General features: G+C 63.2%; 15 protein-coding genes, 1 tRNA gene and 1 other RNA gene. 8 read left to right on the forward strand and 9 right to left on the reverse strand.

All coding sequences use genetic code 11. The features are described 5' to 3' along the window. Positions 1-22: 22 nt before the first annotated feature. Positions 23-697: a queuosine precursor transporter gene (locus IEX78_RS23640; RefSeq protein WP_229684311.1), complete on the reverse strand. Its 675-nt coding sequence runs from the start codon at positions 695-697 to the stop codon at positions 23-25. Positions 698-866: 169 nt separating this feature from the next. Here IEX78_RS23640 and IEX78_RS23645 point away from each other — a divergent pair, with 169 nt between their 5' ends. Next, the gene (locus IEX78_RS23645; protein WP_188831279.1) at positions 867-1418 is read left to right on the forward strand and encodes a DUF4190 domain-containing protein; all 552 of its coding nucleotides are present in this window, start codon (positions 867-869) and stop codon (positions 1416-1418) included. Positions 1419-1481: 63 nt separating this feature from the next. Here IEX78_RS23645 and IEX78_RS23650 read toward each other — a convergent pair whose 3' ends face one another. From IEX78_RS23650 to IEX78_RS23660, 3 genes are read right to left on the reverse strand one after another with little or no spacing between them, the layout of a single operon-like run. Continuing rightward, positions 1482-2213, reverse strand: a complete 732-nt coding sequence (locus IEX78_RS23650; RefSeq protein WP_188831280.1) for an RDD family protein — start codon at positions 2211-2213, stop codon at positions 1482-1484. Between the two features lie 44 nt (positions 2214-2257). Further along, on the reverse strand, positions 2258-3169 hold the full coding sequence (gene gluQRS, locus IEX78_RS23655) for a tRNA glutamyl-Q(34) synthetase GluQRS (RefSeq protein WP_188831281.1): 912 nt from the start codon (positions 3167-3169) through the stop codon (positions 2258-2260). A 9-nt stretch (positions 3170-3178) separates the two neighbouring features. Further along, positions 3179-3664 carry a DUF309 domain-containing protein gene (locus tag IEX78_RS23660; protein ID WP_188831282.1) on the reverse strand — a complete coding sequence of 162 codons (486 nt, stop codon included), beginning with the start codon at positions 3662-3664 and terminating at the stop codon, positions 3179-3181. Between the two features lie 421 nt (positions 3665-4085). Here IEX78_RS23660 and IEX78_RS23665 point away from each other — a divergent pair, with 421 nt between their 5' ends. Together IEX78_RS23665 and IEX78_RS23670 are read left to right on the forward strand one after the other, a co-directional pair. Further along, complete coding sequence (locus IEX78_RS23665) at positions 4086-4295, forward strand: DUF397 domain-containing protein (RefSeq protein WP_188831283.1); 210 nt, start codon at positions 4086-4088, stop codon at positions 4293-4295. Between the two features lie 92 nt (positions 4296-4387). Continuing rightward, positions 4388-5776: a wax ester/triacylglycerol synthase domain-containing protein gene (locus IEX78_RS23670; RefSeq protein WP_188831284.1), complete on the forward strand. Its 1389-nt coding sequence runs from the start codon at positions 4388-4390 to the stop codon at positions 5774-5776. On the opposite strand, the gene IEX78_RS23675 is transcribed toward IEX78_RS23670, so the two are convergent. Both IEX78_RS23675 and IEX78_RS23680 read right to left on the reverse strand, forming a co-directional pair. Then, positions 5773-6165, reverse strand: coding sequence for a helix-turn-helix domain-containing protein (locus tag IEX78_RS23675; protein ID WP_188831285.1), 393 nt, complete (start codon positions 6163-6165; stop codon positions 5773-5775). The two genes, IEX78_RS23670 and IEX78_RS23675, sit on opposite strands and share 4 nt — an antisense overlap. Before the next feature lie 171 nt (positions 6166-6336). Then, on the reverse strand, positions 6337-7008 hold the full coding sequence (locus tag IEX78_RS23680) for a helix-turn-helix transcriptional regulator (protein WP_188831286.1): 672 nt from the start codon (positions 7006-7008) through the stop codon (positions 6337-6339). 30 nt (positions 7009-7038) lie between these two features. Between IEX78_RS23680 and IEX78_RS23685 the strand changes: the two genes are divergently transcribed. Next, positions 7039-7281 (forward strand): hypothetical protein, encoded by a 243-nt coding sequence (locus tag IEX78_RS23685; protein ID WP_188831287.1) that lies wholly within the window; start codon positions 7039-7041, stop codon positions 7279-7281. Positions 7282-7345: 64 nt separating this feature from the next. Continuing rightward, positions 7346-8758: a threonine/serine exporter family protein gene (locus tag IEX78_RS23690; protein WP_188831288.1), complete on the forward strand. Its 1413-nt coding sequence runs from the start codon at positions 7346-7348 to the stop codon at positions 8756-8758. Here the strand turns inward: IEX78_RS23690 and IEX78_RS23695 are convergent. The 3 genes from IEX78_RS23695 to IEX78_RS23705 all read right to left on the reverse strand — a co-directional run bounded on the left by IEX78_RS23695 (position 8755) and on the right by IEX78_RS23705 (position 10537). After that, a complete protein-coding gene (locus IEX78_RS23695) occupies positions 8755-9141 on the reverse strand; it encodes a DUF5994 family protein (protein WP_188831289.1) in 387 nt (128 codons plus the stop codon). The two genes, IEX78_RS23690 and IEX78_RS23695, sit on opposite strands and share 4 nt — an antisense overlap. A gap of 230 nt (positions 9142-9371) precedes the next feature. Then, positions 9372-9459 (reverse strand) — tRNA-Ser (locus IEX78_RS23700). Positions 9460-9502: 43 nt separating this feature from the next. Continuing rightward, entirely contained in the window at positions 9503-10537 is a 1035-nt protein-coding gene (locus tag IEX78_RS23705) for a hypothetical protein (protein WP_188831290.1), read from the reverse strand. Positions 10538-10669: 132 nt separating this feature from the next. Between IEX78_RS23705 and ffs the strand changes: the two genes are divergently transcribed. The 3 genes from ffs (at position 10670) to IEX78_RS23720 (ending at position 12755) form a co-directional block, all read left to right on the forward strand. After that, an RNA gene (gene ffs / locus IEX78_RS23710) (signal recognition particle sRNA small type) lies at positions 10670-10764 on the forward strand. An 84-nt stretch (positions 10765-10848) separates the two neighbouring features. After that, complete coding sequence (locus tag IEX78_RS23715) at positions 10849-12141, forward strand: aspartate aminotransferase type Ic (protein WP_188831291.1); 1293 nt, start codon at positions 10849-10851, stop codon at positions 12139-12141. 38 nt (positions 12142-12179) lie between these two features. Continuing rightward, complete coding sequence (locus tag IEX78_RS23720) at positions 12180-12755, forward strand: HhH-GPD-type base excision DNA repair protein (RefSeq protein ID WP_188831292.1); 576 nt, start codon at positions 12180-12182, stop codon at positions 12753-12755. Positions 12756-13032 lie beyond the last annotated feature (277 nt).

Consider the following 13032-nt stretch of genomic DNA (forward strand, 5'->3'; position numbering starts at 1 on the left):
TCGCTCGACCCCGCCGTCAACGTCACTCGCGTAGTGCGGGAAGGGGTTGGGCCGTGTAACCGGGTTCGGTCTTCTTCAACAACGCGATAACGCGGTAGGTGATCGGCAGGACGAGCACCTCGCACAGCGTCTTCCAGAGGAAGCCGACGATGACGTAGTTGATGAACGCTTGCCAGGTGTCGATGCCGATCACCGCGGCGGCGATCGAGCAGAAGATGAGCGTGTCGGCCAGTTCACCGACGATGGTCGAGCCGATCAGTCGCGCCCAAAGGTGGCGCTCCTTTGTGCGCTCCTTAATCAGCACGAGGGTGGCCGAATTCAGCAGCTGCCCAACGAAATACCCGGCGAGACCTGCGAGAACAAGTCGCGGGGTGGTGCCGAGCACGGTTTCCAGGGCGGCCTGATTTTCGTAGAAGCCAGCCGATGGCAGGTGAATCGTCACCCAGAAGCAGCCGACGGTGAGCAGCAGCGCGGCGAAGCCGGTGTAAATCGCGTGGCGTGCGGCGCGGAAGCCATACACCTCGCTCAGCACGTCACCGAGAATGTAGGCGAGCGGGAAAAGGAAGAAGGCGCCGTCGGTCACGAGCGGCAGGATCTGCACTGGTCCGAGGCTCACCGAGTAGCTGGTGAACAGTTCGACGCCCTTGGACGCGCAGATATTGGAGATGATCAGTGTCGCGGTGAAAATCGCGACGATTACCGGATAGAACCCCCGCGCGGCCTGGGCGAACGCCGCATGCTCTTGCGCGGGGTGTCCAGATTCAGCTGTTTTCTGGGGCTTTTGGAGCGAGTTTGCATCATTCACGGCCCTATTGTCCCAAGCTCGCGATGTTTCACCGGCTCCGGTTGTGCAATACGCTGTAGCGATGACGAATCCCGGCGATTCCGACGAGTGGTGGAAGCAGTACGGCGGCTCTGGCGTGTCGCCAGAGTCCGGCGCGCCGGGTTCGGTGCCGCAGTACCCGACCGCGCAGCCGTCGCAGCCTTCCCAACCTGCCCAGCCGTCGCCGCCTAGTTACCCATCGACGCCGCAATACCCAACGGCGCCGCCGCCTTCCGCGCCGCAGTATCCGCAGCAGCCTTATGGGCAGCCGCAGCCGTACCCGGGTCAGCCCGCGTATGGTGCGCCGTATCAGCCGTACGGGTACGCGCAGCCGCAGGCGCAGGGCACCAACGGAATGGCGATCGCCTCGCTTGTCACGTCGCTGACGGGATTGGTGACCTGCGGGCTCGGCGGCATCGTCGGCCTGATCCTGGGTTTCATCGCGCTGAACCAAACGAAGGAACCAGGGCAGGAAGCTGGTCGAGGCCTGGCGATCGCGGGCGTGATCATCGGTGCGCTCATGACGATTGGGATCGTCGTCTGGTTTGTCTTCCTGATCATCGGACTGGCTGGCAGCTCTAGTTCTAGCTACTAGCGCGAAAGCAAAAGGGGCGCTTCCGAATTCACTCGGAAGCGCCCCTTTTCGTGTCGTAGGGGATTAGCCCTTGACGACCTGCGTGCCGCCAGCGAACTTGTCGTGCCAGCCCTGCTTGTTCGGGTCCTGCGAGATGGTGACCATGATGTAGATCGCGAGGCCGAGGCTAATGAGGCCACCGACGCACGGGATCAGACCAACGATCTCAAACAGGTTGCGCTTGGCCGACTGCTCGGGGGTGAGCTGCGCGGCCCCGCCCGGCGCGACAACGCGCAGGCCGAGGATCTTCTTGCCGAGCGTGGTGCCCTGGGTAACTTCCATCGCGATGAAGTAGCCGTAGAGCGCCACGGAGATGAGGACGCCGCCGAGAAGCTGAACAGCGTTGCCACTGAGCGCGATCAGCAGCACGATGTACAGCGGAACGCTGACGATCAGGCTGTCGATGACGCGCGCGCCAACGCGAATGCCGAGGTCGGCAGGCTGGACGCCACCGAAGCCCTGGTCGTAGCCGCTGGCCGGGTAGGCCTGCTGCTGCCCGTAAGCATCCTGCGGCTTGTATGCGTCCTGGCTGAACGGCTGCTGCTGGCCATAAGGCTGCTGCTGCCCGTAAGCAGGCTGCTGGGGCTGCCCGTAGCTCGGGGGCTGCTGTCCGTACGGCTGCTGCGGCTGGCCGTAGCCCGGCTGCTGCTGGCCGTAACCGGGCTGACCGCCCTGCTGGGCGTACGGGTCTTGGCCGTAGCCGCCGGGCTGGCCGCCCTGCGGGTACTGGTTGGGGTCGTAACCACCGGTGGTCATAAATCAGTCCTCGTCGTGATCGCGTAGATCGGTCGATCCGTACGTTACGGACATTCGTCCGGTCGGAACAACCCAGTAGGGTCGAGTATCCATGGATTTCTGGGCAATTGGGCCGCGTCGAACAGTTCGCGGAGCTCAGCCGTTGTGCGAGCGCGATATCCGAGCGAATCGGCAATCAGCGCAACCACATCTTGCGGCGTGTCGCCTGCGGCGCGTCGATCGGAAAGTGTCACTGCCCCATCACGTTTCGCCAGCCGTTTGCCTTCGGGATTGAGCACCAACGGAACGTGCGCGTACGTCGGCACCGCGAGCCCGAGAAGGGTTGCGAGATAAGCCTGTCTGGGCGTTGACGGCAGGAGATCGTCGCCGCGAACCACCTGGTCGACGCCTTGATCAGCATCATCGACGACAACGGTGAGGTTGTAGGCCGGGATGCCGTCGCCGCGCCGCAACACCAAATCGTCCACCGCGCCGGTGTATTCGCCATGAAGTTGATCGTGAAAGGTAAACGAATCGACATCCGCGCGCAGGCGAATCGCGGCTGGTCGCCCGGATGCTCGCCGCTGGTCGCGTTGTGCGGTGGTGAGTTCGCGGCACGTGCCCGGGTACGCGCCCATCGGACCATGCGGCGCGGTGGCCGCTTCTTGGATCTCGCGCCGCGTGCAGTAGCACTCGTATGTTCTTCCCGCCGCGGCCAATTCAGCGATCGCGGCGTCGTAAGCATCGGTCCGGGTTGATTGGTACGCGACGGGACCGTCCCAATCGATGCCGATCGCGGCAAGGTCGGCGAGCTGCTGCTCTGCGGCGCCCGCACGCACCCGGTCGAGGTCGTCAACGCGAAGAACGAACGCCCGCTGCGTAGTTCGCGCGAACAGCCACGCGAGAATCGCGGTGCGGAGGTTGCCGATGTGCAGGTCACCGGACGGGCTCGGGGCGTATCTACCTGCGTTGTTCACCGAGGCATCCTATGACCCGCGCACCCGCAACGACGTGCGCAGTTGGTCGTCTGCGATGGGGCCACTCGAATCCAGTGCGCTGAGCAGACTTTCCGTGTGCGCGATGAGCCCTGCGGTATCAACGGCGTAGTGCTCGGAATTCGCCGGATACTCACCAAGTCGCTGGGCCGCTCGTCGTAACAGAGTGGCCGCACCCTTCGCATTCCCGCGCTGGATGTGGGTAAGGCCAACCGCGTACTGTGCCAAGCCCTGCCACAGCATCCGCTCGGCAACCGGTCCGTTCTTCCACGCGGCCTCCAACACTTCATGCGCATTGAAGGCCAATCCTTCGTCCAGCAGTTGCTGAGCGAAGTCGAGAGTTTGCTGGGGCGGGAGTTCAAGATCGTCGGGAATTCGGGCGACCCCAACACTGCCGGGTGGAAGCGGTCGCCCGAGGCGGTCGCGGGGACGGTCATTGCGGGCACGACCTGCGGCGTCGCGGTCACGGGAGATCATTACTCCATGATCCTCCTCGCGCGCTGAGTGTGGTTGCGAGGTCGCAGATACCCGGGCTAAAAGTGACGTATCACAGACCAATCACATGGAAGTAAATGCTGATGTGTGACCGATGCTGAGAATGGGTAAACAGCGCTGGCTAAACTCGCGCAAACGTTTATCTTCGCAACCTTGGCAAATATTTCTGGGAACGCAAATTCTCATCCGCAAACTTGCGGAAGACCTGCTACTGTCTGACTCGCGGGGACAGCCCCCGGGGGCCAAAGGTCCCGCTGTGCTGGCCCGCACCGGTCGGTTGCGTGCTCGACGGCGGCAGTTTCTCCGATGCCGCGAAGTAACTGTCCGCTCGCACCGGATATCTGGTTGTTTCAGCGATTCCTTGAGTTATCCCGTATCACGATGGAGCAAAGGAGCAAGTGCCGTGAAAGTTGATGTCACCAGCGCTGTCTGGCGGAAGAGCACCTACAGCGGTCCAGACGGTAACTGCGTAGAGGTGGCTTTTCTGCGCGGGGGTGAGGTCGCGGTCCGCGATACAAAGGACAACGGCGTTGGCCCCATCTTGGCGTTCGGCCCGGGGGAGTGGTCGGCCTTCATAGCCGATGTCACCGCCGGAGAGTTCGCGCTTAGCTGAGTCGCGCGATGCGCCCCAAGCTAGCCATATCCGTAGCGAGTTCGGGCCCCGGGAAGCTCCCCGGGGCCCACTTCATTTAGGGTGTCGGTGGCATGACTCGGATGTCGCCACGTGACGCGACGATGTGGTGGTTGTCGGGCCGAACTAACAACGACATCTTCGCGCTGTACGCGTTCGCTGAAACCGAAAGCAGTACAGCGCAATTGCGTGAGTTCGTCGAAGAGCGCGCCGCGCTCGTCGGTGACCTCACGATCCGTGTGCGGCCAACACGGTTCGACTATCCGCGCTGGGTACCGATGTCTCCTGGCCCGAATCAGTTCATCGCGCACGAGCCGGGCCTTTCGTGGCTGGCGTGCAGAGCGGCCATCGAAGATCTCATGGGTGGCGAAAGTCTCGATGCCACACGAAGTCCGTGGGAATTGCACGTCTTTCGCGACGTTGCCGAAGTACCAGGCTCGTCGGCTCCCACTTTGCTTGCGGTACTGCGACTTTCGCATGCTCTGGCTGACGGAACCCGCGCGACGAAGATCGCCCGTGCGCTGTTTTCCAGAACCGACGAAGTTATCCACAGGCCGGTGGTTGGAACTGTGGATAACTTACGAAAGCCCCAGGTAGGCGTTGTGGACAACAGTTCAACGTTTGTGGATTCCTGTGGACAACTCTGTGGAGATCTCGTTGCGAACATCGTTGGGCTGCTCCGGTTTCCAGCCCAAATAGTCCGAACCTTCAGCCGTGCAAGAGAAGCCGAACGCGCCAAGCGTCGCCTGTTGGCAGCGACGGCCCGAGGCGAGGTACCACCGCCCGCGCAGACCTTCCCGGCGTCGGTCGTCAACCCATCGAATCTGCCTGTCGCTCAGCAGATTCGGTTCGTGACGTTCTCCCTTCGTGAGTTCAAAGCAACCGGTCTCCCGGTGACTGTGCTAGCGCTCACCGCAATCAGCAAAGCGCTCGGTGACCACTTCCCGGACGTGACGACGCTGAGCGCGGCGGTCCCGATGTCGACAAAGGGCAACGCGCGCAACAGCTATCGCACGTTGACGGTCGACCTCCATTTGGCCGAGCCTGACTTAACAGCGCGAGCCGAACTCATCGCCAGAGAACTCTACGAGCGTCGTAGGCGAGCGGCGAATGTCACTTTCGCGCAAATAGATCGAGTGAGCGAGGCGGTACCCGCGCTCTTCGCAAGGCGTGATGTGGCCAATGCTGACCTCGAAGCGGTACCTGCCGAGCTCGACGGCAACGTCGTCGTTTCGAGTGGAAACCGCGGGGCGGCCGATCTGCGCTTCCTCGACGCTCCTGTCCTGTTCACGGGCGGTTTTCCCGCATTGGGGACCGTTATGCGGCTGACCCACGGCGTGCATGGAATCGGCGAAACCATCGCGCTGTCAGTGCGTTCCGATGTTGGCGTCGTCAGCGACGTCGATGGATATCTCGAACAGCTGACTCGCGCAGTCGAAGACGTCGTCGCGGCGCACACTTAACTCGCCCGGTCCAGCTCAAACCCGACCGCTCTCAACGCAATTCGCACCGCCGTCGCCGCATCGCTCGCCGCGACGTGCCCGCTAAGCCCTCCGTCGATGCGGAATCCGCAGTAATATCCGCGCCCACCAAAGCGCGGATGGCTGATCGCGATGAGGGGCGCTTCGATGGGAAAGAGCGCATCGATGGTGTCGTCATCGGTGGGGCGCGGTGCCCGTTCGGCGTGCACACGCTCGTACCAGTCGATGACGGCTGGCGGTGGCGTGCGCGCACCGGTTTCGTAGTGGCCGAGCGCTGATCTGCTGTAGGGCACCCGGGTGGCGAGGGCGGTCAGGGAGAGACCCGCCTGCTCGCGTAGTTGCCGCAATCGAGCTCCGTCGACGGTGGACATGATCGCCATCCTAGCTGCCCAAAAGGTCTGTCCTGCGACCCATTTGAGCAGGTTGTAGACGATCTGTAGACGGCTTTTGCTGTCCAAAAGGTCTAGCGGCTACCCATACTTCCGATTGTTGGCTGTCACGGGAGACCATTTACGGAGGTGCGCATGCGTGAACCGCATAGGCTAGTCGCCGGGCCAGGATTCGACGTAACCGTTAGTGCGGACCAGTTCGATCAAGAGCTTTTCCGCATCCGCGCGCTCGCGAGCAAGCGCGCTCCAACCCCGTGCGACCCCATCCGGCCCAGCCGAAGTGGCCCACGAACCGACCGCGTGTGCCCCCTGGGGGTGCAGCGAGTAGTAGATGGAACCGACGGGCCACGCGAGGTCGAGCCCACGCACCCAACCGGTGACGGCGTCGCCGTCGTGCACGCGCATCTCCCCACGGAAGCCGAGCGCAGGCTCGCGGGATACGACCCCAGCTTCGGTATCGGGCTCGGCGTCGTCGCAATCCGCCGACCCAGCGTCAAGCAGAAGGTGGTCGCCTTCATGGCGAATGCGTACCGATGCGATTTCCACATTATCGCCGTCGCCTTCGCCGTTGGTCTGCTTTTGCCAAGCAGCCCACCACTGGCCGGCGAGGTCGACGCGAGTGTCGACAAGCCCGGCGAGTTCGGCAATCGAAATGCCAAGCGCATCAGCAAGTCGCACCGCTACCGGCAGCGTCGGCGACTGTTCTTCGGCCTCGTATCGCGTGATTTGGCGCGAACTCACCCCGATCGCGGTAGCGAGAGCTGGCTGCGAAAGCCCAAGCAACCGCCGACGTTCCGAGATGACCTTCCCCGTCCCGGTGTTCATACAGACATCGCCTCCATTGTCGGCCCCTCTGTGCGTCGGCACACCGTCTTCGACGTACCCCTACCCGTTCCCGGCCAGCCGACATCGCGCGAAGCCCAGCGCCGAATCGAGCGACACTGGCGTCGCGAACATGCCGACTGCGCCGCCGATTCTTCCATTTCTTCGCTCCAACAGGCTCGTTTCGTCCTTACTGCCCATGCCGAATGCGCGGCGACCTGTTTGCAGTACCTCGCCGCGACCGCGTACAGCACCGGTCTGCAAGACGACATCTGACGACACGACTTCGAACTCGTTGCGTGCCGACGACGACGCCGTTTCCGCCACTACCGTCGACGGAATGGGAGTCGACTGGCGCAGCGTGAGTACGCGGGAAGCCGCGCGAAGGCGACTGCGGCTGCTGCGGCCGCGCGCGACGGCCGACAGCGTTGTCGCGGTTCCAGCCCCCGTGCAGCCGATCGACCTGGCCGACGACGCCCAGGTTTCGGAAGTGCTCGACCTCGCGGTTCGCGTCGGGGAGGTTGTGCTTTCCGCAGGTACCGGTGTTGTTGATACGACCGCGCAGGTGCGGTTCATCGCGTCGACGTACGGGCTTAGTCAGTGCGATATCGACGTCACGTTCGACGCCATTCGTATCTGGGCCGATCGTGGGCCTCGATTGCCACCGGCCAGCGACATGCGGGTCGTGAAGTACCGGTCGCTCGACTTCACCCGACTTGCCGCCGTCGACCGACTTACCCGCAGGTTGCGCACCCAGCTGGTGCCGATCGGCGAAGCTCACGCCGCGCTCGACGAGATCGTGAGCTCGCGGCACCCTTATCCGCGCTGGGTTTCGACGGCGGCGTGGTCGTTGCTCGCCGCGTCGATCGCGGTGTTGCTCGGCGGGGATTACGCGCTCGCGGCGATCAGCTTCGCGACAACCGCCGTGATCGACATCGTCAACCGGATGCTGCACAAGCTGGGCCTGCCACTGTTCTTTCAGCACATCGTCGGCGGTGTGCTCGCCGCGGCGCCCGCGATCGCGCTTACCGCCTATAGCCCGGAATGGCGCGACGACGCGGCGCTGATCGTCGCGGCAGGGATCACGGTGTTGCTCAGTGGGCAGCAGTTGGTTGGTTCGGTGCAGGACGCCATCACCGGCGCACCCGTAACGGCAACCGCGCGCATGCTTGAAGTGTTGATGATGACCGGCGGGATCGTCGCGGGTATTGGTCTCGCCCTTAGGTTTTCGACGCTATTCGGTGTCGCTGTTCCGTCGATTGGCGAGAGCGCTGGCCGGTCGACGGAGTATTTGGCGATCAAACTGATCGCTGGCGCTGTCGCCGCGGTCGCGTTCGCGCTTGCCTGTTACGCCGAACGTCGCGCGCTGTTCGCCGCCGCGCTTTCCGGCGCTGGCGGCACGATGGTTTTCCTTGCGATCGGTGATATCGGCTTCGGGCCGGTTGTCTCGTCGGGCGTCGCCGCGACGGCGATCGGCCTTGTCGGTGGTCTGATGGCCCGTCGCGCTTTGACGCCACCGCTTGTTGTCGCGGTAGCTGGCATCACACCGCTGCTGCCTGGTCTGAAGGTGTATCGGGGGCTATACGCCCTGCTCGAAGACGAGACGCTGCTCGGCTTCGGCCAGATCCTCGGCGCTTTTGGCGTTGGCTGCGCGCTGGCCGCCGGCGTGATCTTGGGCGAATGGTTCGACCGTTTGCTGAGTCGTCGAGCGGCCCCTCGCGCCTACGACCCGGCTTACACAAGCGACCGCTAGGAAACGTCGACGAGCGAGTGCGGGCCGAGCGCGGCGACTTCGGCGGGCGCGGGGTCTTGAATCCTGGGTTTGCCTGCGGCCCACCGCATTTGGCTGCGCGCGGCAGCAGGGTCGGCGTTAGCGGGCACCACAAGCAGCGCCAACGTGGCGTCGTTGCTGCCGACCAGGTGCATGATGCGTGCGCTCTCGGACGCTTCGTCAGTCCAGTCGAAGCCAAGACGCGCGAGCTGGCCGATACGCGGAGCGACGGCACCAACGAGCTGGTGGATTTCGGTCATCGGCTGATCGGTGCGCGGCCACCATGCACCGTCGATGGCACCGCTTGACGCGGTGTCGCAGTCGCGAAGCATCAGCCGGATAGGACCGGCGGTTGGGGTTGTCACGGCGTGTGTTCACTTTCGAGTTCTAGGTGGCATGCGCGTGTTCATTCACGCGCAAAGATGGGAGTACCCACTCACGTGTGGTGGCACTCACAACATCCCCCGGGCGACTTGAAGTCGCTAAGGTGCCGCCTCACTCATGGGCTTGGTGAAGTGATGCTAACGCGCACCACCGACAGGTTCACCACAATAAAAACAGGGCCCGTACCGGCGAACCGGTAAGGGCCCTGCTTTGGCGGAGGATAGGGGATTTGAACCCCTGAGGGCGTTAACCCAACCCGCGTTCCAGGCGAGCGCCATAGGCCACTAGGCGAATCCTCCGTTGAGCAGCATAGCGGGTGAACACGGGTTCCAACAAAACGGGTTACTTCTTGAGCGCGCTGAGCACCTTACGGACCTGCGACTGGCACGCGGTGTCCATCGCCTTTTGGTCGTAGCCGGAGTTGGTGCGAATCTCGATTTTCACCTTGACCGAGATGTTGCTGTCGTGGGTCGCGCAGATGTAGGTGTAATCGTTCGGGATCGACGAGTACATCTGCTGCTGAGCGGCGAAATAGGCCTCCGAGCCAAGCCCGCTGATCGAGCCCTGGTCGTAGCCCTTGCCGGTGGTTCGGGTGTCGCTCGACTTCCAGCGCGCGTAGTCGGATTCGGTCTCGCTGCCCGACTTGAACGCGACGTTAAGACTGATATCGGCCTCGGGTGGGTTGCGACCGGGTTCCTTGTTGGAGATATCGCAGTCGTAGGTGCCGCCGCCGCTGTAATCGGACGGCTTGTACTCGCGGTGCGTCGTCGTTTCGCGGGTGCTCGACCACTGGTTGAGCACGCTCGGGTCGATCAGCTCGCACGAGTTCTTGCCATCTTTGAACGCGTAGCTGCCCGCCCACTTGCTGCTGTCGGGCTTGAACGGGTCAATGGGTGACTTTTTGTCGTCGTCGCCACCGCTGCTTGCTGCCACGGCGACGAGCACGATCACCAGCAGCGCGACAACGCCGAACACGCCGCCCAAGACCCACCAGGTCGCCTTGTTTCCGCCGCCCGATGACGGCGGTCGAGGGGGCTGCACCGGCGGCGGCGAGCCCCACGCGGGCTGCGGTGCCTGCTGATATTGCGGCTGATATCCCGTCTGTTGCGGTTGGTATCCGGTCTGCTGGGGTGCGGCGAAGGGCTGTTGCTGCTGGTAGGCGGGCTGGGAACCGTACTGCGGTTGCGCCTGGTACGCGCCGAGGTCGGGGGCGCGCAGCAACGTCGGGTCGGCGGGTGGGGTAGCACCGCCGAGACTGCCGAGGTCGGCGCGCAACAGTGTCGGGTCGGCCTGGTTCGGATTGGGCGTCGCGCCCGGACCCGGTTGTTCCCACCACTGGGCATTCGAGTCTGGCGGTTGATTATTCGGACCGGTCACGCGGTGCACCCCTCCTAGAATCTGCATCGGCCGGGGACCTCCCCCTCGCGATATTGCGACGATCGTAGCCAGCCGACACCGATCGTGGGCATCCCGATTGTTGTCATTGCCCGTTCTGGCGCTACACTGGCCGACGGATCCCGCGTGACGCGTATCTTGTGAACTCCCCCAGGGCCGGAAGGCAGCAAGGGTCAACGAGCTCTGCCGGGTGCGCGGGGTCCCCTTTATTTTCCCCCGGCTGGCCATCTGGGCTGGGGATGCGCCGGGTAACGTGGCACCGACCCCCCTTGCTGCTTCGAAAGGCTGCTCCGATGCCCCGGCAAACGCAGATCGGTTTGATGAGCCACGGCGAACTCGTGTCCGAACACGAGGCCCAGACCGCGAATTACGCGACGCTCAAGACCGAGAAGCTCACGCTGGACCTCACCCGAGGTAAGCCATCGCCCGAGCAGTTAGATCTATCCGCCCGGTTACTCACGCTTCCCGGCGAAGACGATTTCCGCGATGCGAGCGGCACCGACTGTCGCAATTACGGTGGGCTCACCGGATTGCCTGAGCTGCGCGCGATCTTCGGCGAATTGCTTGGCATCGACGTCGACAACATCGTGGCTGGCAATAACGCGAGCCTCGAAATCATGCACGACATCATCATCTTCGCGATGCTCTACGGTTTTCCCGATTCGCCACGTCCGTGGGCGCGGGAAGAAACCGTCAAATGGCTTTGTCCCGCACCGGGTTACGACCGCCACTTCGCGATCACCGAGGCCCTCGGCATTGAGATGATCCCCGTGCCGATGAACAACGACGGCCCCGACGTGCACGTAATCGCCGACCTCATCGCCAACGACCCGACCATCAAGGGCCTGTGGGCAGTTCCCAACTACTCCAACCCTTCTGGTGCGGTGTTCTCGGAAGAGGTTGTGCGCGAACTGGTTTCGCTTCCTGCCGCCGCTCCCGATTTCAAGCTGTTCTGGGACAACGCGTACGCGGTACATCCGCTTACCGATACCGCGGCGCCGATTGTCGACGTGCTCGGTCTCGCCGCCGCCGCTGGTCATCCCGACCGACCGCTGGTTTTCGCGTCCACGTCCAAGATCACCTTCGCAGGTGCGGGCGTGAGCTTCTTCGGTGCGTCGAAGACCAACATCGACTGGTATTTGAGCCACGCGTCGAAGAAGAGCATCGGCCCCGACAAGCTCAACCAGCTGCGGCACCTGCGCTTTTTCGGCGATGCCGAAGGCGTGCGTGCACACATGCAAAAGCATCGCGAGCTGCTTGAGCCGAAGTTCGCGCTGGTCCGCCGCATCTTGGAAGACCGCCTCGGCGCGTCGAAGGTTGCCTCGTGGACCGAGCCGAAGGGCGGCTACTTCATCAGCCTCGACGTGCTCGAAGGCACCGCGGCGCGCGTGATCGCGCTCGCGAAAGAGGCGGGCATCGCGCTCACGGCCGCCGGTTCGGCGTTCCCATACGGCAACGACCCCGAAGACCGCAACATCCGCATCGCCCCCAGCTTCCCGCAGTTGCCGGAATTGGAAAAGGCGATGGACGGGCTCGCGACCTGCGTTTTGCTCGCCGCTACCGAGAAAATGCTCGAACAACACTGAGCCGTCGCGCCTCGGGTGAATTGTGTCACCATTGGTTAATGAGCCGCATACTGTGTTTGGCGCAGGAACCCGAGGCCGACGAATTACTCAGCAGCGACGACTTCGCTCTGTTGGTCGGGATGTTGCTCGACCAGCAATATCCGATGGAGCACGCATTTCGCGGGCCGCGCAAACTCGCTGACCGGATGGGCGGATTCGATCTGGTGCGCATCGCGCAAGCCGATCCGACCGAATTCGAAGAACTCGCCGCCACCCCGCCCGCTATTCATCGGTACGGGCGGTCGATGGCTCGGCGCACCCAAGCGCTCGCGCAATATCTGCTCGACAACTATCAAGGCGAGCCAGCCAACATCTGGACCAGCGGTGAACCCGACGGCAAAGAGGTGTTGCGCAGGCTGCAAGACCTGCCGGGATTCGGGGCGCAGAAGGCCAAGATTTTTCTCGCGTTGCTCGGTAAGCAACGCGATGTGCGGCCCGATGGGTGGCGAGTTGCCGCAGGGTCATATGGGGATGAAGGATCGCGGCGATCGGTTGCCGACGTGGTCGATGCCGAATCGCTTTCGGAGGTAAGGGAATTCAAGAAAAAAGCGAAGGCTGAGGCCAAATCCAGCTGAAACGTGCATATTGTTCTTAAATTCTCGGTGAATTTTTCCCTCGTCAGCGGGTTGGTGATGTTGAAATATCGCCTGGTAACACGCACCAACGCACCAACCAGATGAGGGATTGGCCAAGTTTATGAAGATGAGGAAGCTCGCCGCGACGTCGGCGCTGCTGATCGCTGCCATGGGTATCACCGCTGGCACCGTGCACGCTGATGCGCCTGAAGCCGCTGCCCCGATCAACTACAACGCCCAGGTCGTCGACAACTCGAAGGCCGTCATCACCACCGAC

This window comes from Nocardia camponoti, from assembly GCF_014646135.1.
Taxonomy (GTDB): Bacteria; Actinomycetota; Actinomycetes; order Mycobacteriales; family Mycobacteriaceae; genus Nocardia; species Nocardia camponoti.

What these genes read in the sequence shown, in the direction of transcription:
- IEX78_RS23645 (WP_188831279.1), top strand. Translation starts at nt 867, where the DNA reads ATGACGAATCCCGGCGATTCCGACGAGTGGTGGAAGCAGTACGGCGGC.
- IEX78_RS23660 (WP_188831282.1), bottom strand. Translation starts at nt 3,664, where the DNA reads ATGATCTCCCGTGACCGCGACGCCGCAGGTCGTGCCCGCAATGACCGT.
- IEX78_RS23650 (WP_188831280.1), bottom strand. Translation starts at nt 2,213, where the DNA reads ATGACCACCGGTGGTTACGACCCCAACCAGTACCCGCAGGGCGGCCAG.
- IEX78_RS23670 (WP_188831284.1), top strand. Translation starts at nt 4,388, where the DNA reads ATGACTCGGATGTCGCCACGTGACGCGACGATGTGGTGGTTGTCGGGC.
- IEX78_RS23720 (WP_188831292.1), top strand. Translation starts at nt 12,180, where the DNA reads ATGAGCCGCATACTGTGTTTGGCGCAGGAACCCGAGGCCGACGAATTA.
- IEX78_RS23675 (WP_188831285.1), bottom strand. Translation starts at nt 6,165, where the DNA reads ATGTCCACCGTCGACGGAGCTCGATTGCGGCAACTACGCGAGCAGGCG.
- IEX78_RS23715 (WP_188831291.1), top strand. Translation starts at nt 10,849, where the DNA reads ATGCCCCGGCAAACGCAGATCGGTTTGATGAGCCACGGCGAACTCGTG.
- IEX78_RS23690 (WP_188831288.1), top strand. Translation starts at nt 7,346, where the DNA reads ATGGGAGTCGACTGGCGCAGCGTGAGTACGCGGGAAGCCGCGCGAAGG.
- IEX78_RS23680 (WP_188831286.1), bottom strand. Translation starts at nt 7,008, where the DNA reads ATGAACACCGGGACGGGGAAGGTCATCTCGGAACGTCGGCGGTTGCTT.